This window comes from Cryobacterium cheniae (assembly GCF_004403395.1).
Classification (GTDB): Bacteria; Actinomycetota; Actinomycetes; order Actinomycetales; family Microbacteriaceae; genus Cryobacterium; species Cryobacterium cheniae.
Window position 1 is genome coordinate 57618 of the sequence record NZ_SOGN01000048.1, and the last position, 25491, is coordinate 83108.

General features: G+C 66.0%; 24 protein-coding genes and 3 tRNA genes. 14 read left to right on the top strand and 13 right to left on the bottom strand.

Annotated features, from left to right (window positions below):
* Positions 1-15: 15 nt before the first annotated feature.
* The 8 genes from gnd to E3T23_RS11800 all read left to right on the top strand — a co-directional run bounded on the left by gnd (position 16) and on the right by E3T23_RS11800 (position 7957).
* Complete coding sequence (gene gnd / locus E3T23_RS11765) at positions 16-903, top strand: phosphogluconate dehydrogenase (NAD(+)-dependent, decarboxylating) (protein ID WP_134370573.1); 888 nt, start codon at positions 16-18, stop codon at positions 901-903.
* Between the two features lie 6 nt (positions 904-909).
* Positions 910-2079: a DNA replication/repair protein RecF gene (gene recF, locus E3T23_RS11770; protein ID WP_134370575.1), complete on the top strand. Its 1170-nt coding sequence runs from the start codon at positions 910-912 to the stop codon at positions 2077-2079.
* Positions 2072-2560 carry a DciA family protein gene (locus E3T23_RS11775; RefSeq protein ID WP_134370577.1) on the top strand — a complete coding sequence of 163 codons (489 nt, stop codon included), beginning with the start codon at positions 2072-2074 and terminating at the stop codon, positions 2558-2560. The genes recF and E3T23_RS11775 overlap by 8 nt, the downstream gene beginning before the upstream one ends.
* 121 nt (positions 2561-2681) lie before the next feature.
* Complete coding sequence (gyrB, locus tag E3T23_RS11780; protein ID WP_134370579.1) at positions 2682-4658, top strand: DNA topoisomerase (ATP-hydrolyzing) subunit B; 1977 nt, start codon at positions 2682-2684, stop codon at positions 4656-4658.
* 64 nt (positions 4659-4722) lie between these two features.
* Entirely contained in the window at positions 4723-7266 is a 2544-nt protein-coding gene (gene gyrA / locus E3T23_RS11785) for a DNA gyrase subunit A (RefSeq protein WP_241977883.1), read from the top strand.
* Entirely contained in the window at positions 7259-7666 is a 408-nt protein-coding gene (locus E3T23_RS11790; protein ID WP_104100639.1) for a DUF3566 domain-containing protein, read from the top strand. The genes gyrA and E3T23_RS11790 overlap by 8 nt, the downstream gene beginning before the upstream one ends.
* A gap of 84 nt (positions 7667-7750) precedes the next feature.
* Positions 7751-7824, top strand: a tRNA-Ile gene (locus E3T23_RS11795).
* 60 nt (positions 7825-7884) lie between these two features.
* Positions 7885-7957, top strand: a tRNA-Ala gene (locus tag E3T23_RS11800).
* A 322-nt stretch (positions 7958-8279) separates the two neighbouring features.
* On the opposite strand, the gene E3T23_RS11805 is transcribed toward E3T23_RS11800, so the two are convergent.
* The gene (locus tag E3T23_RS11805) at positions 8280-8819 is read right to left on the bottom strand and encodes a hypothetical protein (protein WP_134370583.1); all 540 of its coding nucleotides are present in this window, start codon (positions 8817-8819) and stop codon (positions 8280-8282) included.
* Positions 8820-8943: 124 nt separating this feature from the next.
* Between E3T23_RS11805 and E3T23_RS11810 the strand changes: the two genes are divergently transcribed.
* Positions 8944-9483 (top strand): peptidylprolyl isomerase, encoded by a 540-nt coding sequence (locus E3T23_RS11810; RefSeq protein ID WP_134370585.1) that lies wholly within the window; start codon positions 8944-8946, stop codon positions 9481-9483.
* A gap of 12 nt (positions 9484-9495) precedes the next feature.
* On the top strand, positions 9496-10326 hold the full coding sequence (locus E3T23_RS11815; protein WP_134370586.1) for a rhomboid family intramembrane serine protease: 831 nt from the start codon (positions 9496-9498) through the stop codon (positions 10324-10326).
* Here the strand turns inward: E3T23_RS11815 and E3T23_RS11820 are convergent.
* From E3T23_RS11820 to E3T23_RS11840, 5 genes are all read right to left on the bottom strand, one after another.
* Entirely contained in the window at positions 10323-11039 is a 717-nt protein-coding gene (locus tag E3T23_RS11820; protein ID WP_134370588.1) for a glycosyltransferase, read from the bottom strand. The two genes, E3T23_RS11815 and E3T23_RS11820, sit on opposite strands and share 4 nt — an antisense overlap.
* Positions 11036-12412 carry a bifunctional PIG-L family deacetylase/class I SAM-dependent methyltransferase gene (locus E3T23_RS11825; protein WP_134370590.1) on the bottom strand — a complete coding sequence of 459 codons (1377 nt, stop codon included), beginning with the start codon at positions 12410-12412 and terminating at the stop codon, positions 11036-11038. Before E3T23_RS11825 ends, E3T23_RS11820 begins: the two co-directional genes overlap by 4 nt.
* A complete protein-coding gene (locus tag E3T23_RS11830) occupies positions 12406-13482 on the bottom strand; it encodes an acyl-CoA dehydrogenase middle domain-containing protein (RefSeq protein WP_134370592.1) in 1077 nt (358 codons plus the stop codon). The genes E3T23_RS11825 and E3T23_RS11830 overlap by 7 nt, the downstream gene beginning before the upstream one ends.
* 76 nt (positions 13483-13558) lie before the next feature.
* Positions 13559-14053 carry a Dps family protein gene (locus E3T23_RS11835; RefSeq protein WP_134370594.1) on the bottom strand — a complete coding sequence of 165 codons (495 nt, stop codon included), beginning with the start codon at positions 14051-14053 and terminating at the stop codon, positions 13559-13561.
* Positions 14054-14314: 261 nt separating this feature from the next.
* Positions 14315-14560: a cell division protein CrgA gene (locus E3T23_RS11840; protein ID WP_134370596.1), complete on the bottom strand. Its 246-nt coding sequence runs from the start codon at positions 14558-14560 to the stop codon at positions 14315-14317.
* 81 nt (positions 14561-14641) lie between these two features.
* On the opposite strand from E3T23_RS11840, the gene E3T23_RS11845 reads away from it, so the two are divergent.
* Genes E3T23_RS11845 through E3T23_RS11850 form a run of 3 tightly spaced genes read left to right on the top strand, consistent with a single transcriptional unit; the run spans position 14642 to position 16317 of the window.
* A complete protein-coding gene (locus E3T23_RS11845; RefSeq protein WP_134370598.1) occupies positions 14642-15469 on the top strand; it encodes a class E sortase in 828 nt (275 codons plus the stop codon).
* A 9-nt stretch (positions 15470-15478) separates the two neighbouring features.
* Complete coding sequence (locus E3T23_RS15275; RefSeq protein ID WP_166806279.1) at positions 15479-15640, top strand: hypothetical protein; 162 nt, start codon at positions 15479-15481, stop codon at positions 15638-15640.
* Entirely contained in the window at positions 15637-16317 is a 681-nt protein-coding gene (locus tag E3T23_RS11850; protein WP_134370600.1) for an anthranilate synthase component II, read from the top strand. Before E3T23_RS15275 ends, E3T23_RS11850 begins: the two co-directional genes overlap by 4 nt.
* Here E3T23_RS11850 and pknB read toward each other — a convergent pair.
* From pknB to E3T23_RS11885, 7 genes are all read right to left on the bottom strand, one after another.
* A complete protein-coding gene (gene pknB / locus E3T23_RS11855) occupies positions 16302-17999 on the bottom strand; it encodes a Stk1 family PASTA domain-containing Ser/Thr kinase (RefSeq protein WP_134370602.1) in 1698 nt (565 codons plus the stop codon). The genes E3T23_RS11850 and pknB overlap by 16 nt on opposite strands.
* A 63-nt stretch (positions 18000-18062) precedes the next feature.
* Positions 18063-19778, bottom strand: coding sequence for a serine/threonine-protein kinase (locus E3T23_RS11860; RefSeq protein WP_134370604.1), 1716 nt, complete (start codon positions 19776-19778; stop codon positions 18063-18065).
* Positions 19775-21226: a peptidoglycan D,D-transpeptidase FtsI family protein gene (locus tag E3T23_RS11865; RefSeq protein WP_134370606.1), complete on the bottom strand. Its 1452-nt coding sequence runs from the start codon at positions 21224-21226 to the stop codon at positions 19775-19777. The genes E3T23_RS11860 and E3T23_RS11865 overlap by 4 nt, the downstream gene beginning before the upstream one ends.
* Positions 21226-22632 (bottom strand): FtsW/RodA/SpoVE family cell cycle protein, encoded by a 1407-nt coding sequence (locus E3T23_RS11870; protein WP_134370607.1) that lies wholly within the window; start codon positions 22630-22632, stop codon positions 21226-21228. The genes E3T23_RS11865 and E3T23_RS11870 overlap by 1 nt, the downstream gene beginning before the upstream one ends.
* The gene (locus tag E3T23_RS11875; protein ID WP_134370609.1) at positions 22616-23845 is read right to left on the bottom strand and encodes a PP2C family protein-serine/threonine phosphatase; all 1230 of its coding nucleotides are present in this window, start codon (positions 23843-23845) and stop codon (positions 22616-22618) included. The genes E3T23_RS11870 and E3T23_RS11875 overlap by 17 nt, the downstream gene beginning before the upstream one ends.
* Positions 23846-23849: 4 nt before the next feature.
* On the bottom strand, positions 23850-24419 hold the full coding sequence (locus E3T23_RS11880; protein ID WP_134370610.1) for an FHA domain-containing protein FhaB/FipA: 570 nt from the start codon (positions 24417-24419) through the stop codon (positions 23850-23852).
* Positions 24416-25168, bottom strand: a complete 753-nt coding sequence (locus tag E3T23_RS11885; protein WP_134370612.1) for an FhaA domain-containing protein — start codon at positions 25166-25168, stop codon at positions 24416-24418. Before E3T23_RS11885 ends, E3T23_RS11880 begins: the two co-directional genes overlap by 4 nt.
* Before the next feature lie 239 nt (positions 25169-25407).
* Here E3T23_RS11885 and E3T23_RS11890 point away from each other — a divergent pair.
* Positions 25408-25491: transfer RNA gene (locus E3T23_RS11890), tRNA-Leu, on the top strand.

The window sequence follows — 25491 nt, forward strand, 5'->3', positions numbered from 1 at the left end:
CTCGGAAGGACAGCAATGCATATCGGCCTCATCGGCTTGGGAAAGATGGGCGCGAACATGCGCGATCGTCTTCGGGCCAACGGCATCGGGGTCACGGGTTACGACCGGAACCTCGAGATTTCGGATGTTGCCGGCATCGGTGAGCTGATAGCAGCCCTGCCTGCCCCCCGGCTCGTCTGGGTCATGGTGCCCGCCGGCGCCGTGACGGATGCCGTGATCGCCGAACTGGCCACCGTGCTGTCCGCCGGCGACCTCGTGATTGACGGCGGAAACTCGAGGTACACCGACGATTTCTCCCACTCCGCGTTGCTGGCGACAACGGGCGTGCACTACATCGACGCCGGTGTTTCCGGTGGCGTGTGGGGCCTGACCAATGGGTTCGGTCTGATGGTCGGCGGTTCAGCCGACCAGGTCGAACGGGCGATGCCCGTCTTCGACGGCCTGCGACCCGAAGGCCCGCGTGAGGAGAGTTTCGTACATGCCGGAGCGGTCGGCGCCGGGCACTACGCGAAGATGGTACATAACGGAATCGAATATGCGCTCATGCAGTCATACGCCGAAGGCTATGAACTGCTGGAGAAACGCAGCGACCTGATCACCAACGTTCCCGGCGTATTCAAGGCCTGGCAGCGCGGCACCGTGGTGCGGTCCTGGCTGCTGGAATTGCTCGTGCGTGCCCTGGCTGAGGACCCCGAACTCCAGAATATCGATGGCTTCGTCGAGGATTCCGGCGAGGGGCGCTGGACCATCGAAGAGGCCATCGACAACGCTGTTCCCGTCCCCGCCATCAGCGCCGCCATCTTCGCGCGTTTCGTCTCCCGTCAGGACGACTCTCCCGCGATGAAGGCGGTCGCTGCCCTGCGCAATCAGTTCGGCGGCCACGCCGTCAAAACGGCCGACTGACCCCGGGTGCGGGTCACACACCTCTCCCTGACCGACTTTCGCAATTATGCGCAGGTCGAGGTGTCGTTCGCGCCGGGACCCAATCTGATCGTGGGCCGCAACGGCCAGGGCAAGACCAATCTCGTCGAGGCCCTGGGATTTCTGAGCACCCTCAGCTCGCACCGGGTCTCCAACACCTCGGCCATGATCAGGGCCGGCCGGGACGCCGGTATCATCCGAGCCAGACTCGAGTACAACGGGCGGGAGATCCTGACCGAGGTGCAGATCAACCGCTCGGGTCTGAACCGGGCCCAAGTCAACCGGTCTGTGATCAAGACCCGAGAGCTGACGCGATTCTTCTCCAGTGTTCTTTTCGCCCCGGAAGACCTGGCCCTGGTTCGCGGCGACCCGTCCGGGCGCCGTCGCTTCCTCGACCAGCTGCTCGTGCTGCGTGTTCCGCGCCTTGCCGGCGTTCTGGCCGATTACGACCGGGTGCTGCGTCAGCGCAATACGCTGCTGAAGTCGGCGCGGGCGTCGGGCCTGCGCACCACCGCGCTCGGAACCCTCGAGATCTGGGACGACCGGCTCGTGGCGCTCGGATCCGAGATCATCGATGAGCGGGCCGATCTCGTTCGCCTGCTCGGGGACCCGCTGGGCGCCGCGTACGAGGCGGTCGCCGGAGAAGACCACGGGCCGATGCTGGTTTCGTCGCTCAGTATCCTGGGTGCCGACGAGGACGCCGCGCTCGAGTCGGAACCCTTGAGATCGGGGACGACCGGCTCGGTTTCTATCGGACCAACCACCGGGGACTCTTTCCGCGCTGCGCTGGCCGGTCTGCGGCGGAAGGAACTCGACCGGGGAATGACCCTGGTCGGGCCTCACCGGGACGACCTGGTTTTCGTGCTCAATTCTTTGCCGGCCAAGGGATACGCCAGTCACGGTGAATCGTGGTCGTTCGCCCTCGCCCTGAAACTCGCCTCGGCCGAGCTATTGCGCCGGGATTCCACGACGGGCGATCCGGTCCTGATTCTGGACGACGTCTTCGCCGAGCTGGACCTCAGCCGTCGGCGTCGCCTGGCTGCGGCCGTCTCCGGTTTCGAACAGGTTCTGATCACCGCCGCGGTGCTCGAAGACGTGCCCGACGGACTCGCCGCGCACACCATCCGCATCCACGCCGGGGCGGTCGTCGATGGCTGAACCGAGCGAGGCCTCTCGCGTTTACCTGCGCTTCAAAGACGTGTTCGGTGACCCGAATGCGAAGCGCATCCGCGCCAGGCGGCGTCCGGGCACGGAAATCGGTTCGAGCGTGCCTTTTGGCGCGGGGCGGGACCCGCGGGGACTGGGCGACACGATCGACTCGCTCACCCTGCAGCTGGGCTGGAACTCTCCGTTGGCCCAATCAGAATTGCTGGCCTCCTGGATCGAGCTGGCCGGTGAGGAGACGTCGAAACACTCGACTCCGGCGGGAATCGACGAGGGTGTCCTGACGGTGCAGTGCGAGTCGACGGCCTGGGCGACGCAGCTGCGCATGATGAGGGTGGAGATCATGACGCACATCGCCGTGAAATATCCGGATGCCGGCATTGAGTCGATCCGTTTTCAGGGGCCCAACGCTCCCTCCTGGAAAAAGGGTCCCAGATCAATTCCAGGGCGCGGTCCACGCGATACCTACGGGTAACTGGCCAAAACAGGTCAACCCGGTGCCTTAAACGCCGCAGATGACCGATTTGGCCCTCAGTGCTTGGAGCATTTGGTAGGCTAAAGGGTCGCCCGCGCGACGGTCAGGAGCCCCATTACAGATGTCAGTTGACCCACAGATCGAGCCGGAGCACGGATACGGTGCCGATGATATCCAGGTTCTCGAGGGACTTGAAGCCGTACGCAAGCGACCCGGAATGTATATCGGGTCCACCGGCCCTCGCGGCCTTCACCACCTCGTCTACGAGATCGTCGACAACTCCGTCGACGAGGCCCTCGCCGGTCATTGCGACACCATCGACATTAGGATCCTGGCGGATGGCGCGGTTCGCGTCACCGACAACGGCCGCGGAATTCCGGTCGACATTCACAAGGCGGAGGGCCGCTCGACCGTCGAGGTCGTGCTCACCGTGCTGCACGCCGGCGGCAAGTTCGGCGGCGGCGGTTACTCCGTGTCCGGCGGACTGCACGGGGTGGGCAGCTCGGTCGTCAACGCGTTGTCGAGCCGCCTCGACGTCGAGGTGCGCCGCCAGGGCCACGTGTGGCGCCAGAGCTTCCACGACGGCGTGCCCACCGCTCCCCTCACCATGGACGAGGTGTCCGACGAAACCGGCACCACCATCACCTTCTGGCCGAGCGCGGAGACCTTCGAGACCACGGTCTTCGATTTCGAGACCCTCCGGGCCCGCTTCCAGCAGATGGGCTTCCTGAACAAGGGACTCAGCCTCACGCTCACCGACGAGCGACCGGAGAACCTCGACGACGAGGGTAAGCCGGTCACGAAGAACTTCCTCTACGAGAACGGCCTCGTCGACTACGTCGAATACCTCAACAAGGCCAAAAAGGCCGACCTGGTCAACGATGAGATCATCTCGTTCGAGTGGGAAGACCACGAACGCAAAATGGCGCTCGAAGTGGCCATGCAGTGGACCACCGCGTACACCGAGAGTGTGCACACCTACGCGAACACCATCAACACACACGAGGGTGGCACGCACGAGGAGGGTTTCCGCGCCGCGCTCACCACGCTCGTCAACAAATACGCCCGGGAAAAGGGCATCCTCAAGGAAAAGGATGACAACCTCACCGGTGACGACGTTCGCGAGGGTCTGACCGCCGTGGTCTCGATCAAGCTCGCCGAACCGCAGTTCGAGGGCCAGACGAAGACCAAGTTGGGCAATACCGAGGCGAAGTCCTTCGTGCAGAAGGTCGCCAACGACCAGCTCTCCGACTGGTTCAACCGCAACCCCAACCCGGCGCGGGAGATCATCCGCAAGGCGCTCCAGGCATCGAACGCCCGGATGGCCGCCCGGAAGGCGCGCGAGACCGCCCGGCGCAAGGGACTCCTCGAGGGTGGCGGCATGCCCGGCAAGCTCAAGGACTGCCAGAGCAAGGACCCGTCCCTCTCCGAGATCTTCATCGTGGAGGGCGACTCGGCCGGCGGCTCCGCCGTGCAGGGCCGCAACCCCGAGTTCCAGGCGATTCTGCCGCTGCGCGGAAAGATCCTGAACGTGGAAAAGGCCCGGCTCGACCGCGCCCTCGGCAACGCCGAGGTTCAGGCCATGATCACGGCGTTCGGCGCCGGTATGGGCGAAGAGTTCAACCCCGACAAGGTGCGGTACCACAAGATCGTCTTGATGGCCGACGCCGATGTCGACGGCCAGCACATCACGACCCTGCTGCTCACATTGCTCTTCCGGTATATGCGTCCCCTGATCGATCTGGGGTACGTCTACCTGGCCCAACCGCCGCTCTACCGCCTCAAGTGGGCGAACTCCGCACACGAGTACGTCTACTCCGACCGGGAACGCGACGCGCTCCTGGAAGACGGTGCCGCGGCCGGCAAGCGCATCCCGAAGGACAACGGGATCCAGCGCTACAAGGGTCTGGGCGAGATGGACTACAAGGAACTGTGGGAAACCACGATGGCTCCCGAATCCCGCACCCTGCTGCAGGTCACCCTCGACGACGCTGCCGCCGCCGACGAAATCTTCTCCACCCTGATGGGCGAGGACGTCGAGTCCCGCCGTAACTTCATCCAGAAAAACGCGAAGGACGTGCGTTTCCTTGACATCTGACGACACCAACACCGGCGGAACCACGGGCGAGGGCACCGACGGGACCGAGGTCGACGCCGCTTCCCTGGCCGCCGACACCGCGGCCAAGGCCGCGCACCTCGTGCAGCACGGCAAGATCGACCAGGTCGACCTGCAGCTGGAAATGCAGCGCTCGTACCTCGACTATGCGATGAGCGTCATCGTCGGGCGCGCGCTGCCCGATGTGCGCGACGGCATGAAGCCCGTGCACCGCCGCGTCATCTATGCCATGTTCGACGGCGGCTACCGACCGGACAAGGCGTTCTCCAAGTGCGCCCGCGTCGTCGGCGACGTGATGGGCCAGTTCCACCCCCACGGCGACTCTTCGATCTACGACGCGCTCGTGCGCCTGGTCCAGCCCTGGAGCCTGCGATACCCGTTGGCCCTCGGCCAGGGCAACTTCGGCTCCCCCGGCAACGACGGCGCCGCCGCCCCGCGGTACACCGAGACGAAGATGGCCCCGCTCGCCCTCGAGATGGTGCGCGACATCGATGAGGACACCGTCGACTTCCAGGACAACTATGACGGCCGCACGCTCGAGCCCACCGTGCTGCCCTCCCGTTTCCCGAACCTGCTGGTCAACGGTTCGGTCGGAATCGCCGTGGGTATGGCCACGAACATCCCGCCGCACAACCTGCGTGAGGTCTCCGCCGGCGCCCTGTGGTACCTGCAGAACCCCGACGCGACTCGTGATGAGCTGCTCGAAGCACTGATCCAGCGCATCAAAGGCCCCGACTTCCCCACCGGTGCGCAGATCCTCGGCGTCAAGGGCATCCAGGACGCCTACCGCACGGGGCGTGGATCCATCACCATGCGTGCCGTGGTCAGCATCGAGGAGCTCCAGGGCCGCACCTGCCTGGTGATCACCGAACTTCCGTACCAGGTCAACCCCGACAACCTCGCGATCAAAATCGCCGATCTGGTCAAGGACGCCAAGATCGGCGGCATCGCCGACATCAGGGACGAAACGTCCGGCCGCACGGGCCAGCGCCTCGTAATCGTGCTCAAGCGTGACGCTGTGGCGAAGGTCGTGCTGAACAACCTCTACAAGCACACCCAGCTGCAGGAGAACTTCGGCGCGAACATGCTGGCGATCGTCGACGGGGTGCCGCGCACCCTGTCCCTCGACGGTTTCATCTCCGCCTGGGTGGCGCACCAGATCGAGGTCATCGTGCGGCGCACCCAGTTCCGCCTGAGGAAGGCCGAAGCGGATGCGCACATCCTGCGCGGGTACCTGAAGGCCCTCGACGCCCTCGATGAGGTGATCGCCCTCATCCGTCGCTCCCCCACCGTCGACGACGCCCGCACTGGCCTGATGGACCTGCTCGATGTCGACAAGCTCCAGGCGGATGCGATCCTGACCATGCAGCTGCGCCGCCTGGCCGCTCTGGAACGGCAGAAGATCATCGACCAGGCTGCCGAGTTGGAACTGCTGATCGTCGAGTTCCAGTCGATCCTGGCCAGCCCGGAGCGCCAGCGCACCATCATCAGCGATGAGCTCACCGAAATCACCGACAAGTTCGGCGACGACCGGCGCACCGAGATCATGTTCGGCTTTGACGGCGACATGTCGATCGAAGACCTCATCCCCGAAGAGGAGATGGTGGTCACGGTCACCCGCGGCGGCTACATCAAGCGCACCCGCAGCGACAACTACCGCAACCAGCACCGCGGCGGAAAGGGCGTCAAGGGAGCCCAGTTGCGGGCGGACGACGTGGTCGAGCACTTCTTCGTCACGACCACTCACCACTGGCTGCTGTTCTTCACGAACACGGGGCGCGTCTACCGGGCCAAGGCCTACGAGGCGCAGGAATCCGGCCGCGACGCGAAGGGCCAGCACGTCGCCAATCTGCTCGCACTGCAGCCGGGCGAGGAGATCGCCCAGATCCTGGACATCCGCGACTACGGCGTCGCCCAGTACTTGACGCTCGCCACCCGCGACGGCCTGATCAAGAAGACCGCACTCCGGGAATACGACACGAACCGCACCGGCGGCATCATCGCGATCAAGCTGCGCGAAGGCGACGAACTCGTCTCGGCACTGCTGGTCGAAAACGACTCCGACCTTCTGCTCGTCTCCAAAAAGGGAATGTCGATCCGGTTCACGGCGTCGGATGAGGCGTTGCGCCCGATGGGACGCAGCACCTCTGGCGTGATCGGCATGCACTTCCGCGGCGAGGACAGCCTGCTGGACGCATCCGTGGTCGCGGACGACGGTTACGTGTTCGTCGTGACCGAGGGGGGCTACGCCAAACGCACCGCCGCCGACCAGTATCGCCTGCAGAACCGCGGCGGCCTGGGCATCAAGGTCGCCAAACTCAACGACGACCGCGGCGACCTGGTGGGTTCACTGATCGTCGAGGAGGAAGACGAAGTGCTCGTGGTCCTTGCCAGCGGCAAGGTGGTACGCTCTGACGTCTCCGAAGTCCCGGCCAAGGGCCGAGACACCATGGGCGTTGTTTTCGCCAAGTTCGCGGAACAAGACAGAATCATCGCCATTGCGAAAAACACCGAACGCAATCTGGTGGCCGAGATCCTCGCGGCCGAACCCGAAAGCGCCCTTGGAGAGGAAGAGCCTGTAAATGAGTAGTGTCGCCGAAAAGCTCGCCAAGAAATCCAGCCGTAAGCCGGCCGCGACCAAGCAGGTGCGGCTCAAGCTCGTCTACGTTGATTTCTGGTCGGCCGTCAAGCTGTCGTTCCTGATCGCCCTGTGCCTGGGAATCGTCACGATCGTGGCCACCTTCCTGATCTTCACGATCCTGAACGGAACCGGCATCTTCGGCAAGGTCGACGACCTGTACACCGATATCGCCGGCGCCTCGTCGGACCTGGCCAGCATCCTGTCGATCGGGAACGTCATGGGCTTCGCCTTCGTGGTGGCCATCTTGAACACCGTCGTCATCACCGCACTGGGAGCCGTCTACGCGGTTCTGTACAATCTGAGCGTGAAAATCACCGGCGGTTTGCTCGTCGGATTCACCAACAACTAGTCGACGGATTCTTCCGATCGGGTCGCTTTGTGGCTCGATTGGGAGAATCCCGCCGCATCGGGTAGTCTCAAACCTGCCCATTCGGGGGATATAGCTCAGTTGGTTAGAGCGCTTCGCTGATAACGAAGAGGTCCCAGGTTCAAATCCCGGTATCCCCACGCACGAAATGTTTCAACACCTAGTTTCACCACTTCAGCACACACTCCCCGTGATTATGCGGGGCCATAGCTCAATTGGTAGAGCGCCTGCTTTGCAAGCAGGAGGTCCGGGGTTCGATTCCCCGTGGCTCCACAAATGAAGAACGCCCGGCCTCGCTTTTTGGGGCCGGGCGTTCTTCATTTAATAGAACACCGCGAATCGCACGCGCAGTGAGCGACCAAGGAGCGAACGGAGGGGCTCCCCGTGGTTCGGAGGCGCGGAGCGCCTCCACAAGCCGTTCCCGGCAACCCAGCCACAACTTATCGCCCCCAGCCCCCCACGGCCCCTGAGCGGGCACAGGCGCTCTCATCGGCCCACAGCCTCCCTACAGCGTCCCCAAACCTCGGCCCAGCACGAAAAAAGGGGAGGGCCCGCATCCACTGGATGCGGGCCCTCCCCTTTTTAGTGCTGAACTCTAGTTCTCGACCGACGTGGCCTCGGCGGGCTCATCTTCAGCAACCCACAGCTCGTCGTCGGCGCGGAAAGTCTGCCAGACGGCGTAAGCGACGCCTGCAACGGCGGCCAGGGCAACACCGACGGCGATGTATGTTCCGGCGCCGGGACCCTTCTTCTCGATTACGACGGGCTTCTGGAACCGCACGCGGGCCAACGCCGCGCGGACGCGGGCATCGCGGGCGATGTCACCGACGCTCATCACGGAGCCGATTGCCGTGCCGATGCCGCCGCCGATACCGGGCAGAACCCTGTCGACGACCTGATGGCGGACACCTTCGGCGAGGTCCTGAGTGGCCCGTACTCCGGGACGCACGAGGTGCTCGTAGCTTTCACGCACACGGGGCGCTACTTCTTCGCGGGTAAGGATGCCGGCTTGACGGCTGGCCTCGCGTGCAATGGCGTTTGCGCGCTCAAGCACTTCCTGCTGGTTGTTCCATAATTCGTCTGCGCTCTTACGCAGCCGAGTAAGTTCCTTGCGGCGCTTGCGTGACAGGCTCATCTGGACCCTCCATCGATGTCATGTGCGAACACTGTCCATCTTGCCACGCAATCGTCTGGGAGGACTCTGGGTAGAGCCAGTGTCGATCTGAATCGAGCAATCCGGCTGTGCAAGAATTGTGTCCATGTCTAAGCACACTGCTGTCGCAACGCTCAATACCACCCTGGGACCGATCAAGGTCAACCTCTTCGGCAATCACGCCCCGAAGACCGTCAAGAACTTCGTCGGTCTCGCAACCGGCGAGATCGAGTGGAAGCACCCGGCCACCGGTCAGACCTCCAACGCTCCTCTTTACGACGGTACGGTCTTCCACCGCATCATCAAGGACTTCATGATCCAGGCCGGCGACCCGCTCGGCCAGGGCACCGGCGGACCGGGCTACCAGTTCGACGATGAAATCAACCCCGACCTCGACTTCACGCAGCCGTACGTGCTGGCCATGGCGAACGCCGGCATCCAGGGCGGACGCGGAACGAACGGTTCGCAGTTCTTTATCACCGTCGTGCCGACCACGTGGCTGCAGGGCAAGCACACCATCTTCGGCGCCGTCGAAGACGAAGACTCCCGCGCCATCGTCGCGAAGCTCGCGACCGTGCCCACCGATGGCCGCGACCGTCCTCTGACCGAAGTTGTCATCGAGAGCGTCACCGTCGAGCAGGTCTAGGCTCCGTTCCCGATGACAGACCTGCCCGGAACCGCCGCGAATTACTGCTACCGGCATCCGGGCAGGCAGAGCTTCATCCTCTGCCAGCGCTGCGGCCGCACGATCTGCCCGGACTGCCAGACACAGGGCGCCGTTGGCGTGATCTGCCCCGAGTGCATGGCGGAGCAGCGCAAGAATGCCCCGCGCACCAAGCCGGCCGTCCTGACCCGGCTGACGCGCAGCTCTCACCCGGTGACGACGTCGATCGTCGTTCTCACGATGGCGGTGTACCTGCTGCAGTTCATCCTGGGCGACGGTCTCACCAGCCTTCTCTGGTACGCGGGCGTCTACTCCTATCCCGGGAGCTTCGAGCCGTGGCGCATGCTGACGAGCGTGCTCGTGCACGGCTCCATCTTCCACGTGCTGCTGAACATGTACACGCTCTGGATCTTCGGGCAGATCCTGGAGGGCATGCTGGGCCGCGGCCGTTTCCTCACCCTCTACCTGCTGAGCGGTCTCGCCGGCTCCCTGGGCGTCTTGTTCCTGTCCGATCCGCAGGTCCCCGTCGTCGGCGCGTCCGGTGCCATCTTCGGCCTGATGGGCGCTTTCCTGGTCATTCAGCGACGTCTGGGAGGCAACGCGACCCAATTGCTGATCCTGGTCGGCATCAACCTGGTGATTGGATTCCTGCCCGGTCTGAACGTGGCCTGGCAGGCGCACGTGGGCGGTCTGATCGCCGGCGCGGTGATCGGGCTGATCTTCGTGCAAACCCGCAGCATCAAGCAGCAGCGGCTGCAAACAGTGCTGATCGCGGCCTTCGGAGCCGTTCTAGTGGTTCTCAGTGCGGCGAAGCTCCTGATCTAGGGAGCGAGAACCACCTGATCGCGCAGATAGCCGGCGAATCCCGCCGGAGTCCGCCCGGCCAGCCGGCCGGAAGTGAGCACGGGGATCAGTGCGGTGCGAACCTCGCTCACCCTGAGACCGCGCAAGGCCGAGACCAGCCGAACGTCCTCCTGCCCGTCGACGGGAGCGAATTCTCCCGCGTGAAGGTATCGGTCCGCACGAACTCCGAGGTTCGCGCCGTGAACATGCGTGTGCCCCTCGACCAGCCGGTGCTGGGCATCCCACCGTTCCCGGACTCCGTCGGACAACCCGTCGTCGGGAACCACGGTTCCCAGCACGAGATCGACAGCGTTGCGGGCGAACCCGAGCTGCACGGATAACCAGTTCGGCGGCACGGCGGAATCGGCATCCGTGGAAGCGATCCACGTCGCCGCGGTGAACCGGTCAGGCGTCGGCAGCAGGTGACGCACCCCGGCGCGGCGGGCAGCACCCACGGCGCCACCGTTCGTGCTGATGCTCGAGAACATCGGCCAGTGCGAGGCGACGCCGGCCGTGCCATCGCTGCACCGGTCGAGCACGACCACGACGTCGATGACAGGCGACACCCGGCCGGCCACGCCGCCGACCTCCCCGATGGCCACGGCCAACGCAGACAGGCATCGGGGCAGCAGCTCCTCCTCGTTGCGGGCCGGGATGACGACGATGACCCTGTCAACCCCGCTGCGCCCGGTCACGGCACCAGTCCTTCGCGTTGCGCGACAGAACGAGCCGGCGTTGCTTCGAACACCTCGAGCAGGAAGTCACGTTCCCGATGCTCCACCGTGCGCTCGAACCCGGCCAGCCGGCCGAGCTCTGCGTGCACCCGGTCGCCGGTCAACGGATATTCCGGCACCGGATGCCTCCAGTGGCAGGCAACGATAACGCCGTCGGCAGTGAGACTGTCGCGGCATCGGCCGAGTACCTCCCGCAATTCCTCCGCCGAGAAGTAGTAACCGACCTCGGACAACACGATCAGGTCGAAGGAGCCCTCCGGCCATTCGGCCGGCAGGGTGCTTCGTTCGAAAGTGACGCCGGGGCGTTCGGCCAGACGGGCACGAGCCACCAGGAGCGGTTGCTCCGCGATGTCAACAGCGTGGACCGTATCGCAGGTGTCGGCCAGGTCGGACGTCAGCACACCGATCGAGCAGCCCAACTCCAGCGCCGCCCGGAAACGTTGGCGCGGCAGTGCCGCCAGGGTCAGGATCCGTTTGCGCTCCTCGTACCATCGGGTCTCGAAACCCCAGGGGTCCCGGGTTCCGGCGTAGAACTCCTCAAAGAAGTCACCGGCCAGGCTCGGTGTCAGCGCCGTGTCCGTCTCCGTGTCGATTTCGATGTAGGTCTCGTAGTCGCGTTCGAAGTGCGCACTGAAGCTCGCCTGGATGATCGGTTCGTCGCCGGGCAGTCCGGAGAGCGGCTGAATCTGGCTGCGGTGCAGGGCCATGGCCTGGGCTTTGCGCCGACGGTCGTCGGGGGCCAGATCCAGGTTCCGCAACATGCCGTCGGGCCAGACCGAGTCCTCAGGGGTGGACCAGTGCCAGGCCCAGATCGGGAATTCGAAGAGGGTGACACTTCGGTCGCGGGCAGCGTCGCGGGCGGCCGCGGCCGCGGCCGCATGGTCCGGATGGCTATCGAGGCTCCAGGGGGAGACCAGCCAGGTTCCCGGACCACCGGGGCCGATCTCGTCGGAAATCGCGCGGGAGGCCTCCGCCAGACGTTCGGTGAGGGTTCCGTCAGGGAGGTCGAGCAGGCGCACCTGCCCCGCAGGCGCCAGGGCAGCTACGGCGGCCGTCACCTCGACCCGGCGCAGAGCCGCGAGCCGGGCAGGGTCGTGCGTGGTGGACCCGGGGTGGGAGGCCTCACCATTGGTGAGAACCACAACCGTCACTGGAACGCCGGCCCGCCCGGCCCGGGCGATCAGCCCGCCGGCACCGAGGGTCTCGTCGTCGGGATGGGCGGCGACCACGACGAGCCGGCGCAACTCGTCGATGCGGAGAGCCTGAACGGGCTTACGCTGCGCGGCCCACACGGTCTCGGCCGTACCGGTAGCTGTGTGGCTGAAACTCACCATGGGGAGACGCCGGCGTCGCGGAGTCGACGGCCGAGCGCCGCGTCGTCCCGCTCGGCGTGGTGTTGGCGAACGTACAGCTGCAGGTCGGAAACTCGCCCGGCATGCCGCGCGTCGAAGGCGAGCGGCGCGGGGCCGAGCGCGTGGCCCGTGCGGGTGAGCACCTCGTCGACCGTGCGCGCGACCTGACCTCGCACCCGAGCCGCGAGGAGTGCTCCCTGATCACCGACGGCGGTGCCGTCATCGATCGCCGCGGCGGCGGCAGCCAGGGAGGTCCCGGTCGCGGTCAGCGCAAGGTCGAGGGCGCCCAGGTGCGCGAGCGCGATCTGATCCGGCTCCCGCTCGAGCACTGCTTCCCAGACCCGCCTGGCCAGTCCGACGGCCCCGCCCCACCAACAGGCGGCGACGCCGATCCCACCCCAGGCGAAGCCGGGTCTGCGGAGGTACCAGCCGTCGTCCCCGACCGGCCGGGCCGTAATGCTGCGGAACTCGACCGGTCCGCTCGGTACGGAGGTGAGCCCACGGCTCACCCAGGTGTCCGTGCGTGCGGTGATCCCGGGGTCGGCCAAATCGACCACGAACAACCGCCGTGTGGTGGCCGAGGTGTGCGCCGTGACGAGGGCGTGGCTGAGCGAACCTGCGAGCGAACACCAGGGTTTTGTGCCGTCGAGCCGCCAGAGTTCGGCGCCGGCCGGTCTCGCGTCGAGACGGGTCTCCGCGCCTTCGGCGGCGAAGACGCCCCAGCTCGCGTCCGGACTGCCGCCCGGGACGAGCCCGGTCGGATCCAGGGCGGCCTGGTCAAGGATCGAGAGCGCGTCCAGGTGCGCCTCGGCCACCCGAGCCGCCGTGAGGTCGGCGGCGGCCAGGGAAGCCAGGGTTTCAAACAGCCGGAGCGTCTGCCCCGACCCCGGCCGGGGAACGGAACCGCCGAGGGCGCGGGAAAGGGCCAGCGCCCGCCCGGCGTCTCCGTTCACGGCGAAGGCGGCCGTCGCCGCCTGGCGCAGGCTGGATTTCGCCGTGCGTTTCTCCGGTACGGTCAGCCAGACCGGCTCCGAACTCTCGATTCGCGTCAAACCGACGTCCTGGTTTGGTGCCGAGCGCGCCAGGGCCCGCTTGCCGGCCCGTCGGACAGGAGCCGAAGCTCCCGGCTCAAGCCTTACCGGCCGGCTTGGTCGGGGACTTGGACGTGGGCTTGCGGGGGGTGCGGTTCTCGGCGCTGACCATCCAGGCGTACTGTTCCAGCTTCTCGATGAAGCCGTGCAGGAGGTCGGCGCTCGTCGGGTCTTCCTCGTCGACCGCGTCGTGAACGGCACGGATGTTGTCGACGGTCGCGTTGAGGCGGGTGGTGACCAGGTCGACGGTCTCTGTGGTGTCGACCTCCCCGTCCGGGAACTTGGGCAGGTGGGTGGTCGCGGTCACGGTCTCGCTTCGGCCGTCCGGCAAGGCGTCGAGGGCACGCATCCGCTCCGCCAGCTCGTCGGAGAACAGCCGGGCGTCGTCGATGATCTCGTCGAGCTGCAGGTGCAGGTCTCGGAAGTTCTTGCCAACGACGCTCCAGTGCGCCTGCTTGCCCTGGACGTGCAGCTCGATCAGGTCGACGAGGACGGACTGCAGGTTGGAGCCCAGTTCTGCTGATGCCTTCATTGTGTTGCGCCTCTTCTCGCCCGGCGGAAACGCGTCTCGGCCGCGTCTCGGCCGGTGCCCCCGCTTGGATTCACACAGCACCCTAGCAGGTGCGAATCCGCGGTCGTCGGGCCGGGGTTCAGTGAGTTGCCGGGGCTGACGACGGGAAAGTTATCCACAGGCTTGTCCACATGGGGATAATTACACGGCTGTCATTATCCCGGCGGTGGGGAGCAGAACAGGTCCAGGCAGGCTCGATCATCGGGCCGGTCAGGGGCCGGATCAGCGCCAGCGGGTGGTCATCAGGAACCCCACGAAGGCGATCCCGAAACCGACCAGAATGTTCCACGAACCGAAGCCGGCGACGGGCAACGTTCCCTGGCTCACGTAGAAAACGATGATCCAGGCCAGCCCGATGAGCATGAAACCGAACATCACCGGCTTGAACCAGACGGCGTTCGGCCCGGCCTCTCCGGAGCGGGCGACCTCGGTGCGGGCGGGCTTGCTGCGGGGATTCGTGCGTGACATGCCTGCGATTCTAGCGTCATTGGCTGGAACCACCCGCAGGCGCTCGGTAGGGGACGTACCGCCCCGGTTAGAATTGAAACCATGTCCGTGCGAGCCGATCAGCCTCTCAGCGAGGAGACCCGCTGCGCGCATCGCCGCAAGCGTCGGCCGCGGCTCAACGTCGTGGGGATCTTCGGCGAGCTGCTGATCACCGCCGGCATCCTCGTGCTCGCCTTTCTGGGCTGGCAGCTCTGGTGGAACGACATGATCATGGCCGGCCAGCAGTCCAGGGCTGCGGCCGAGATCAGCCAGACCTGGATCGATGACGACCTGTCCAGCAACGAGCCGGCCCCCGCCGCCCCGGAGGCCAGCGCGACGGTGGAGCCGGCCCCGGTGGACTTCGGTGAACCGGTCGTCCGTGAGGCACCCTCCAACGCTGAAACTTTTGCCGTGCTCTACGTGCCGCGATTCGGGGAGGACTATCACCGGTCCATCGCTGAAGGGATCGGCAGCGAGGTACTCAACAGCTCGCGGTCGGGGATCGGCCACTATCCTGACACCCAGATGCCCGGTGAGGTCGGCAACTTCGCCGTGGCTGCGCACCGCAGTGCCAACGGCGGCGGCATGCACCTGATCAACGAACTACAGCTCGGTGACGCGATCTACGTGCAGACCGCCGACGGCTACTACACCTATCGGTTCCGTGACCTCGAGTACGTCGCCCCGACCGCGGTAGACGTGATCGCCCCGGTACCGCACAACCCGGATGCCGTCCCCGCGGACCGCTTCATCACGCTCACCAGCTGCAATCCACTGCTGTCCACTGCCGAGCGCATCATCGCGTACGGTGTCCTCGAGGCGTGGCAGCCGACATCCGCCGGCCCCCCGGCCGAAGTCGCGACCGTTATCAACGCCCAGGCCCAGGGCTAGGAGACTCCAATGTACGCTGCGCTCTGGCGGGTTCTGCCCGGTCCGGTCTGGCTCCGGATCCTTCTGGTGTTCGTGTTGCTGGCCGCCGTGCTGTTCGCACTTGCCACCTGGGTGTTCCCCTGGGTGGATTCCATTGTCAACAACCAGGAAGTCACGGTGGGAAGCCCTTGACCCGGATCCTCGTCATCGATAACTACGACAGTTTCGTCTATACGCTCAACGGCTATCTGATGGAGCTCGGCGCTGAAACGGTCGTGCTGCGCAACGACGCCTTCGAGCCGGAGGACGCCGCCGCCCGCATCGCGGAATTCGACGGTGTGCTCATCTCGCCCGGCCCCGGCAAGCCGTCCGACGCCGGCGTCTCCATTGCGATCGTGCGGGCCGCACTCGAGTCCGGTCTCCCCTTGTTCGGTGTCTGCCTGGGGCACCAGGCGATCGCGGAGTCCTTCGGTGCCACGGTCACCAACGCCGAGGAACTCATGCACGGTAAGACCAGTCTGATCACGCACGATGGCAGCGACTTCTACGCCGGAGTGCCGCAGCCGTTCACGGCCACGCGGTACCACTCGCTCGCCGTCGTCGACGGCACGGTACCCAGCGACCTGATCGTCACCTCGCGCACGCAGGGCGGCGTGATTATGGGGCTCCGTCACGCGAGCGCGCCCATTCTCGGCGTGCAGTTCCACCCCGAATCGGTGCTGACCGAGGGCGGCTACCTGATGGTGGCCAACTGGCTGGCGCTGGCCGGCCTGCCCGAAGCACGGGAGACGGCCAAGGGCCTCACGCCCATGCTGAAGCTCACCCGAGTCGGGTCCGTTCCGGAAGCCGGGTCTCAGCCGGTGCAGTAGACGAGCGTGACCTCGGACCTCTGGGGCACGTCGCCCGGAGCCAGGGACTGCTGGGTCACCGGTGAGCCCGGCTGCAGCGGACAGGTGTCGTCTGGTGTGGGGATCGGAATCAGCTGCACTTCGGAAGCGGCGAGCATGTCGATCGCCGCGCTCAGAAGCTGACCCTCCAGGTCGGGAAGAGCGACGAGGCCGCTGGAGACGATGAAATTGACCGTGACGCCGGTCTTCTCGGTCGTAGCGGCAGCGGGGTCGGTGCGCAGCACCAGGCCGGCGGCGATGCTCGGAGAGTTCTCTCGAGTGACCGAGCCGGGGATGAGCCCAAGGTCCGCAACCGCGGTCTGGGCGTCGGCGAGGGGCTGGTTCGTGACATCTGGCACGTCGACCGGTTGGGCGCCCGTTGAGACATAGACCTCGATCAGGTCGGTCGGCTGGGCGATCGTTCCCGATGGGGGGTCTGTGCGGATTACCCGGTCCTTGGGGATCGTTGCGCTGGCCTCCTCGGCCCGGATCGCTGCGAGATCCTGGTCCAGGAGTGACTCCTGGGCCTTCTCGTAGGTGAATCCGGTGAGCGAGGGCACCCGGCGCGAGTTGTCGGGCAGGTCACTGCTCGGGGTGAGGCTGAAAGCCCAGATCATGACCGAGAGCACGATGACGACGACGCTGAGGATGCCGGCCCAGATCCAGATCACGGGTGGGCGGCGCTGCGTGCGCACCATGGTTTCGTCTTCGGAAAGCTGCTTGAGGGCGAGCTCGGACCCGGATGCCGCCGGCTGGGGCGCGGCGAACAGCCCGGCGCTGGAATCGTCGGCCGCGTGGTAGTCCGGGATCTGTCCTGACCCGGCCAGCTCGACGTCGGTGCGGAACTCGACGGCGCTCTGGTACCGCTCGAAGCGGTCCTTTGCCAGGGAGTGCAGCACGACGGCGTCGAGTGCGGGGGACACCGTGGCGTTGATCGAGCTCGGTTTGACCGGGGACTCACTGACGTGCTGGTAAGCCACGGCCACGGCGGAGTCACCGCGGAACGGTGGGCGTCCGGCAAGCATCTCGAACAGGACCACACCCGTGGAGTAGAGGTCGGTGCGGGCATCCACCGATTCGCCCTTGGCCTGCTCGGGGGAGAAGTAGGAGGCCGTGCCCAGGATGGCCGTGGTTTGCGCCACGGTCGTCGAGGAGTCGGAGATGGCTCGGGCGATGCCGAAGTCCATCACCTTGACCTGACCGGTCCTGGTGATCATGATGTTGCCCGGCTTGATATCGCGGTGCACGACACCGGCCCGGTGCGAGTATTCGAGGGCTGTGAGAACGCCGTCGATGATGCGCACGGCCTCGTCGGCCTGCACCGGGCCCTCGCGGATGATGTCCTTGAGTAGGCGCCCGTCGACGTGTTCCATCACGATGAACGGGATCTGCGATTCGCGGCCGCCGTCTTCGGCGACGGACTCCTCGCCCGCATCGAAGACGCGCACGATGGTGGGGTGTGCCATCCGGGCGGCAGCCTGCGCCTCCTGGCGAAAGCGGGTGCGGAATGCCGGGTCGGCGGCGAGCGAGGACTTGAGCAGCTTGATCGCGACCGTGCGTCCCAGCCGGGAATCGGTGCCGATGTGCACGTCGGACATACCGCCCCGCCCGATCAGAGCGCCCACCCGGTAACGACCAGCGAGCAGACGGCCTTCATCAGTCAAAGCATTACTCCCAGTTCGCGCATACAGTTATCCGTATTTTAGCCGTTACTCCTGGAGGTGCCGTTACGGCGCCGGGGTGACGGTGACCGGGGTTGAGGAAATCGAGTACGCGGATTCGGCCTGGCCGCAGAAGTAGCGGAACTTGACCGTGAAGGTGCCAACGTCGGGACCCGCGGTGATGTCCGCCGAAGTGGCGTCCGGGCCGACCGGGCCGGGTGACGCGGCAGCGCCGTCCGCCACGACCTCGTAGCCGGAGAGGGTCTGGCCGCTGGGACAGGATTGCTTTGCCCAGGTGGCCGTCACCGTACCGCCGGCGGGAATGGTTGCCGGAGCGACGGTGGGCGCGGCGGTCGGGTCGTCGGGGGTGACGGCGGGGGCGTATACCGTGACCGTGATCGTGGAGCCTTTCGTCACCGGGCCGGTGGGGTTCACGTCGTAGACGGTGTCGGCGATCTGGTCCGGAGTGGTGACTGCGTTGCCGGTCTGGACATCAGCTACGAAGCCCTGGGCGGCCAGCATATCGCGGGCCTCCGTGCTGGTCTTTCCCTGGAAATTGGCCAGGGAGATTTCGACGGTTTCACTCGTCGGAGCCGGGGCCGGTGTCGGTGCGGTGGTCTCCGATGGGGTGGGTGCCGTGCTCGGGGTCGGCTTCACCGATGCCGGTGCCGACGCCGATGTGGTCGGCGACGGGGTCGGCGTGGTGTTGTCCTGGGTGAACAGGGCGATCAGGGTGCCGGTGAGCACGAGCGCGAGCAGGGCGATCAGGCCGATCAGAGGCCAGGTCCACGGGCTGCGCTTCTTCTGTTCGGGTTCCGCCACCGTGGAGGTACCTGTCGCGGGCGCGCCGGTGGGCAGCACGGTCGTGGCCTGCATTCCGCCGGCGCCGGGCATCAGCATGGTCGCGGAGGTGGGCGTGACGCCGTTCAGGATGGCGGGGACGGATGCCGCAGCCGCTTCGATGTCGCCGCGGCGGAGGGCGGCGGCGGCCCGGGAGAGGTGGGCGGCCGAGGCCGGACGGTCCGCGGGGTTTTTGGCCAGGCAGGAGATCACCAGGTTGCGCACCGGCTCCGACACCGTTGCGGGCAGGTCGGGGGCTGTCTCGTTGATCTGCGCCATGGCGATCGCGACCTGGGACTCACCCGTGAACGGGCGGCGGCCGGCGAGGCTTTCATAGGCGACGATGCCGAGGGAGTAGATGTCCGTGGTCGGCGAGGCGGGGCGTCCGCTGGCCTGCTCGGGGGAGAGGTACTGCACGGTGCCCATGACCTGGCCGGTCGCGGTGAGCGGCACCTGATCGGCGATTCGGGCAATGCCGAAGTCGGTGATTTTGACGCGGCCTTCGGGCGTGATCAGAAGGTTGCCCGGCTTGATGTCGCGGTGCACGAGTCCGGCGGCGTGCGCGGCGTGCAGCGCGGCGGCCGTCTGCGAGACGATGTCCAGCACCTTGTCGGCGGGGAGGACATGGTCGCGTTCGAGGATGGTGGAGAGCGCCTCCCCGGGTACGAGTTCCATCACGAGGAAGGCGCTGCCGTCTTCTTCGCCGTAGTCGAACACGTTGGCGATGCCTTCGTGGTTGACGAGTGCGGCGTGACGGGCCTCGGCGCGGAAGCGCTCGAGGAACCCGGGGTCACCGAGGTACTCGTCCTTGAGGATCTTGATGGCGACCGTGCGGCCGATTACGAGGTCGACGGACTTCCAAACCTCGCCCATTCCGCCAATGGCGATCCGCGACTGCAGTTCGTATCGTCCCCCGAAGGTGAGCCCTGATGTGGGTCTCATTTGTTCAGCACCGCCTCTAATACTTGCTTTGCAATCGGTGCGGCAAGCAAATTGCCGTACCCCGTCTGGCCGAGTCCCCCGCCATCTTCAACGAGAACGGTGATCGCATATTTCGGATCCTCCGCAGGAGCGAATCCCGTGAACCACAACGTGTACGGCTCGTCCTCGGCGTTCTCCGCCGTGCCCGTTTTACCTGCCACGTTGACCCCGTCTATTCTTGCATTGCTGGCGGCGCCATCCTGGACTCCATTGACCATCATTTGGGTCAGAGTCGCCGCCGTTTCGGGACTCATCACCCGTTCCATCGTCTCTGGCTCGAAGACTTGAATCGGACTCAGATTGGGGGCGGTCACCTTGTCGACGAGGTTGGGCGTCATCAGCTGGCCGCCGTTGGCGATGGCGGCCGAAACCATCGCCATCTGCAGGGTCGTCGCGCGGACATCCGTCTGGCCGAAGGCCGACAATGCGGTCTGCGCGTCGTCGAGAACCGTGGGATACACGCTCTGGGACACGTCGAGCGGAGTCGAGTAGTCGCTGTTGAAACCGAACTTCTCGGCCGTTTCGCGGATGGCGTCGTCGCCCAACTGCAGGCCGAGTTCGGCCAGCGGAATATTGCAGGACTGCTTCAAAGCGGTGGCGATGGTCACGGTGTCGCCACCGCCGCAGGTGCCGCCGCCCGAGTTGATGACGACCGCCGACGACCCGGGCAGCTGGAATGTGGCCGGGTTGGGGAAGGTGCTTTCCGGGGTGAACTTGCCCGATTCCAGGGCGGCCGTCACCACGACCAGCTTGAACACCGATCCGGGCGGGTTGAGGGCGCCGATGCCGCGGTTGATCAGCGGGTCACCCTCGTCGTTCAGCAGTGACTGATAGCTGTCGGTGACCTGCTGGTTGTCGTGCACGGTGAGCAGATTCGGGTCGTAGCTGGGCTTGGAGACCATGGCGAGGATGCGACCGGTCGCCGGCTCGGAGACGACAACGGAACCGGTGAGGTCTCCGAGGGCATCCCATGCGGCCTGCTGAGCGGCCGGATCGATGGTGACCTCCACGGTGGCTCCAGTGGGGTTCTGGCCTGTGATCAGGGCATTCATCTTATCGAAAAACTGGGCGTCGGAGGTTCCGCTGAGCTCACGGTTGAGGGCATGCTCGAGTCCGGTCGGCGCGCCGTTGAGCGGGATGAAGCCGGTGATCGGTGCGTAGAGCGGCCCATTGCTGTAGGTGCGCTGGAACTTGTATTCATCGTCGGCGGGCACCGACAGGGCGATCGGCTCGCCCGCGACGAGGATCGGGCCGCGTTCGACGGAGTAGCTGTCGTAGAGGGTGCGGGTGTTGCGGGCATCCGCGGACAGGCTGTCCGCCTGGAAGACCTGCACGATTGTCGTCGAGGCGAGCAGGGCCACGAACATGAGCAGCACCACGATGCTGACTCGTTTGAGTTCACGATTCATCAGACCACCAGCCTGGGTTGGTTGCGCACCGTGTCGGAAAGGCGGAGGAGTACGGCCACGATAATCCAGTTCGCAATCAGGGAAGACCCGCCGGCGGCGAGGAAGGGTGTGGTCAGCCCGGTGAGGGGAATCACCCGGGTGACACCGCCGATCACGATGAAGCACTGCAGGGCGATGACGAAGGAGAGCCCCACGCCGAGAAGCTTGCCGAAGTCGTCATTGCCGGCGAAGCCGATGCGAAAGCCGCGCGCGACGAGGAGGAGGTAGAGCGCGAGGATCGCGAAGATGCCAGCCAGACCGAGTTCCTCGCCGAGGCTGGCGATGATGTAGTCGCTCTGTGGAACCGGGGTGATCTCCGGACGGCCTTGGCCCAGGCCTGTGCCGATGAGCCCGCCCTTGGCGAGGCCGAAGAGGCCCTGCACCAGCTGGTAGCTGCCGCCGTCGGCCCCGTAGACATCCGGGTTGAGCGCGTCGAGCCAGTTCTGGAACCGGCCGTTGACGTAGTCCAGGGTCTGGCTGGCGATGAGGGCGCCGCCGAGGAAGAGGGACATGCCCAGCAGTACCCAGCTGAGGCGGCCGGTGGCCAGGTAGAGCATGACCAGGAACAGGCCGAAGTAGAGCAGGGCGGTGCCGAGGTCGCGCTGGAAGATGATCACGGACATGGACAGCGCCCAGACCACGAGGATCGGGCCGAGGTCGCGGAGGCGCGGAAAACGCATCCAGAGGATTTTCTTGCCCACCATGGAGAGGCTGTCCCGGTTGCGCACCAGGTAGCCGGCGAAGAAGACGGCGAGGGCGATCTTCGCGATCTCGCCGGGCTGGAAGGTGGCGAACGAGCCGACGCCGATCCACACGCGCGCCCCGCTGACCTCGCGGCCGAGGCCGGGCACGAGCGGCAGCAACAGCAGGGCCACACCGACGAAACCGGCGACGTAGGTATAGCGGAACAGCACCCGGTGGTTGCGGATGATCAGGATGACCGCGATCGCGCAGCCGATGGCCAGGGCGCTCCAGGCGGTCTGGCGCACCGATGCGCTGGCCCAGCCGTACTCTTCGTTGGCCAGGTCGATGCGGTAGATCATGGCGATGCCGAGGCCATTGAGCAGGGTGGCGATGGGCAGGATGAACGGGTCGGCCTCGCGGGCGACGACCCGCAACACCACATGCAGTGCCAGGACCAGCACCGACAGTCCGGCGCCGAGCAGAACCAGCGTGGTGTCGATCCGGCCGAGCGCACCGAGCTGAACGAGCACGACGGTGGCTGCGTTGATGCCGCAGGCGAGGAGCAGCAGGAACAACTCGAGGTTGCGCAGCTTCTGGGGCAGGTGCAGGCGGCGAACGCGACCTGTGCCGAGCGGGCGCTCGGGCGCATCCGTCGTTGTGGACCGGTTACTGGATGCGGGCATCGTGGAGCCGTTCGACGATGAGCAACGCGTCCGCGAGGGAGGTTGCGCTGATGGTTTGTTCCACTTGTTGCCGGTCGTAGACGCGCAATTCGGATACTTCCAGGTTGGTGTCCTCGAAAACGGAGGACAGGGAGATGGGGCCGAGGTCCTGCTGCACGCCCTGGAAGATGGCGACGGTGCTGCCCTCCACCCCCACGTAGTAGCGGGACTGGGTCCACCGGTAGCCGAGGAAGCCGGCGCCGACGATGGCCAGGACCAGCAGGATGATGCCGACCAGCCAGGTGATCTTACGGCGGCGGGCGCGGCGGTTGTCTTCCTCGATCAGCTCGGAGAGGTAGTCCTGGGAGTCGGGCTCGAAATGCGTTTCCCGCACGGGGTGTAGGCGCAGGCTGGACATGCGCAGCGCCCGGCCGCGGTTGGGTTCTTCACCGAAGGCGAGGGGAGCGGATGCGGACCCGACCACGGTCGGCATGTCGGTGCGTTCGGCGGGCGAGCCGATATCGACGACGACGATGGTGACATTGTCGGGGGCCCCGCCGTCGAGGCTTTCCTTGACCAGGCGGTCGGCGACTCCCTGCGCGTCGAGGGGGCTGAGGAGGGCCGCGGCGATGCCCGTATTGGAGACCACGCCGCTGAGGCCGTCGGAGCAGATCAGCCAGCGGTCACCGGGAAAGGTCGCGAGGATGGAGGTGTCGATCTCCGGCGCCGATTCGACGTCGCCGAGCACGCGCATGAGCACGGAACGGCGCGGATGCACCATGGCTTCCGCCTCTGTGATGCGGCCGCTGTCGACGAGTCGCTGCACGAAGGTGTGGTCGATGGTGATCTGAGACAACTCGCCCTCGCGGAGCAGGTAGATGCGCGAGTCGCCGATGTGCGCGATTGCCACCTCGTCTTCCAGCACGATGAGCGCGCTGACGGTGGTGCCCATGCCGGTGAGTTCGGCGTGCTCGTACACGGTCTCGGCGAGCTGCGAATTCGCGGCGATCAGAGCCGCCTGCAGGGCGAATTCGGCGTCCTGCGGGGACGGGAAGTCCCGGTCAGCCTCCATGATGCGCTTGGTGGCGATCGCCGAGGCGACGTCGCCGCCGGCGTGGCCGCCCATGCCGTCGGCTACCAGGAAGAGATGGCGCCCGGAGTAGCCGGAGTCCTGGTTGTTGGACCGAATCTTTCCAACGTGGGACGTGGCCGCGCTGTGACTGACTGTCGCCATGCAGCTACCGCCGGAGCTCGAAGCTGGTCGCGCCGATTTTGACGGTGGTGTTCAGGGGGACCGGGGTCGGCACGGTCAGGCGGTTGCCCGCGAGGAAGGTGCCGTTGGTGGAATCGAGATCCTGGATCATCCACTTGTCATGCCAGAGCATCAGACGTGCGTGGTGGGTGGATGTGTAGTCGTCACGGATGACCAGGCTCGAGTCGCCCGATCGACCGATCGTGACCGAGTCGCCGGTGAGCGGGAACTCGGTGCCGGCCTTCGAGCCGGAGGTGATCACGAGGCGGGTCGCGTTCTGGCTGGTGGCCTTGTCGTCCGCGGCGGCGTTCGCCGGGCTCGGCCGGGCCGTGAACTGCTCCGTCGGCGCGGAGGCCGATGATGCGGGCGGCAGGGTGACGGCGCTCGGGAACGCGGCGGGCGCGCCGACGGGGGCCGCGGCATCCGCCTGCATCTTGCGCGCGCGTTGGCCGAAGAGGTCGCTGCGCAGGGCGTAGACGATGCCGAAGATGAAGAGCCACAGAACGAGAAGGAATCCGAGGCGGAGCACCAGGAGGGTGAGCTCGCTGACGCTCATGCGGTGGGCCCCCAGAATCCGTCCATGTCGCGTCGCTCGCGGCCGCCGTCGCGGCGACGCTCGGTCACGGGCTCGGACGACGAGGAGGCCTGCGCGATGACCCGGAAGACGATGCGGGTTCGGCCGATGGTGACGACGGAGTCGGGCTCGAGGATGGCCTGCTTCACCGGCGAGCCGTTGAGCTGTGAACCGTTGGTCGAGCCGAGGTCGCGCACCTGGGCGCGGGAGCCGTCCCAGAGGATCTCGACGTGACGGCGGGAGGTTCCGGAGTCGTCGATGGTGATGTCGGCATCGCTGCCGCGGCCGATGACGGTGTGCGATTGCGTGAGGGGGTAACGCTTGCCGTTGACCTCGACCACAGGGATCCAGGAGACGCTGCCCTTGATGGTGCTGGAGTCAATCTGGACCATGCCCTCGCTCAGGCCGCGGTCCGCGGACAGGGTGATCGAGACGCCGCCGGCGAACTGGTAGCGCTGTTCGCGGCCGTGCTGCTGCACGAGTTCGGTGAGTTCGTCGAGGAGGGTCTGGCCGAGCGCCGACATGCGCTGGAAGTCGGCGTGGCTCATCCGCACCGTAAAGCGATTGGGCGCGAGGATGCGATCGCGGGACACGACCGCTGCTTTTGTGTCGAGCTCGCGACGCAGCGCTGAGGTGATCTCCACCGGCTGCAGTCCCGACTTGAAGGTCTTGGCGAACGCACCGTTGACGGCGCGCTCGAGACCCTTTTCAAAACTATCCAGAATGCCCACAGGTCTCCCGATCCGATCCTTTCGGCTATGAGCATGTTACTTGTCTCAAGTGTTAACTCACCCGCCGGGCGATACCCGGCAAGGGTTGTCATCCTACGGGAGGGAGCCCGTGTCGCGATTTCGGGCGATAATCCTGTGGGTGTTCAGGATGTTCGCCACGCCGCGCGGGCCCGTGTTTGCGGGGCCTGCCCGGCTCGAATGGCGGAGTGCCCTCGGAAAGTGCTAATCTTCCTAAGTTCGCGCGAGTGGCGGAATTGGCAGACGCGCTGGCTTCAGGTGCCAGTGTTCGAAAGGACGTGGGGGTTCAAGTCCCCCCTCGCGCA

Coding starts and splice junctions, on each gene's coding strand:
- gnd (WP_134370573.1), top strand. CDS start 16: ATGCATATCGGCCTCATCGGCTTGGGAAAGATGGGCGCGAACATGCGC.
- E3T23_RS11775 (WP_134370577.1), top strand. CDS start 2,072: ATGGCTGAACCGAGCGAGGCCTCTCGCGTTTACCTGCGCTTCAAAGAC.
- gyrB (WP_134370579.1), top strand. CDS start 2,682: ATGTCAGTTGACCCACAGATCGAGCCGGAGCACGGATACGGTGCCGAT.
- E3T23_RS11790 (WP_104100639.1), top strand. CDS start 7,259: ATGAGTAGTGTCGCCGAAAAGCTCGCCAAGAAATCCAGCCGTAAGCCG.
- E3T23_RS11805 (WP_134370583.1), bottom strand. CDS start 8,819: ATGAGCCTGTCACGCAAGCGCCGCAAGGAACTTACTCGGCTGCGTAAG.
- E3T23_RS11810 (WP_134370585.1), top strand. CDS start 8,944: ATGTCTAAGCACACTGCTGTCGCAACGCTCAATACCACCCTGGGACCG.
- E3T23_RS11815 (WP_134370586.1), top strand. CDS start 9,496: ATGACAGACCTGCCCGGAACCGCCGCGAATTACTGCTACCGGCATCCG.
- E3T23_RS11825 (WP_134370590.1), bottom strand. CDS start 12,412: ATGGTGAGTTTCAGCCACACAGCTACCGGTACGGCCGAGACCGTGTGG.
- E3T23_RS11835 (WP_134370594.1), bottom strand. CDS start 14,053: ATGAAGGCATCAGCAGAACTGGGCTCCAACCTGCAGTCCGTCCTCGTC.
- E3T23_RS11840 (WP_134370596.1), bottom strand. CDS start 14,560: ATGTCACGCACGAATCCCCGCAGCAAGCCCGCCCGCACCGAGGTCGCC.
- E3T23_RS11845 (WP_134370598.1), top strand. CDS start 14,642: ATGTCCGTGCGAGCCGATCAGCCTCTCAGCGAGGAGACCCGCTGCGCG.
- E3T23_RS15275 (WP_166806279.1), top strand. CDS start 15,479: ATGTACGCTGCGCTCTGGCGGGTTCTGCCCGGTCCGGTCTGGCTCCGG.
- E3T23_RS11860 (WP_134370604.1), bottom strand. CDS start 19,778: ATGAGACCCACATCAGGGCTCACCTTCGGGGGACGATACGAACTGCAG.
- E3T23_RS11865 (WP_134370606.1), bottom strand. CDS start 21,226: ATGAATCGTGAACTCAAACGAGTCAGCATCGTGGTGCTGCTCATGTTC.
- E3T23_RS11870 (WP_134370607.1), bottom strand. CDS start 22,632: ATGCCCGCATCCAGTAACCGGTCCACAACGACGGATGCGCCCGAGCGC.
- E3T23_RS11875 (WP_134370609.1), bottom strand. CDS start 23,845: ATGGCGACAGTCAGTCACAGCGCGGCCACGTCCCACGTTGGAAAGATT.
- E3T23_RS11880 (WP_134370610.1), bottom strand. CDS start 24,419: ATGAGCGTCAGCGAGCTCACCCTCCTGGTGCTCCGCCTCGGATTCCTT.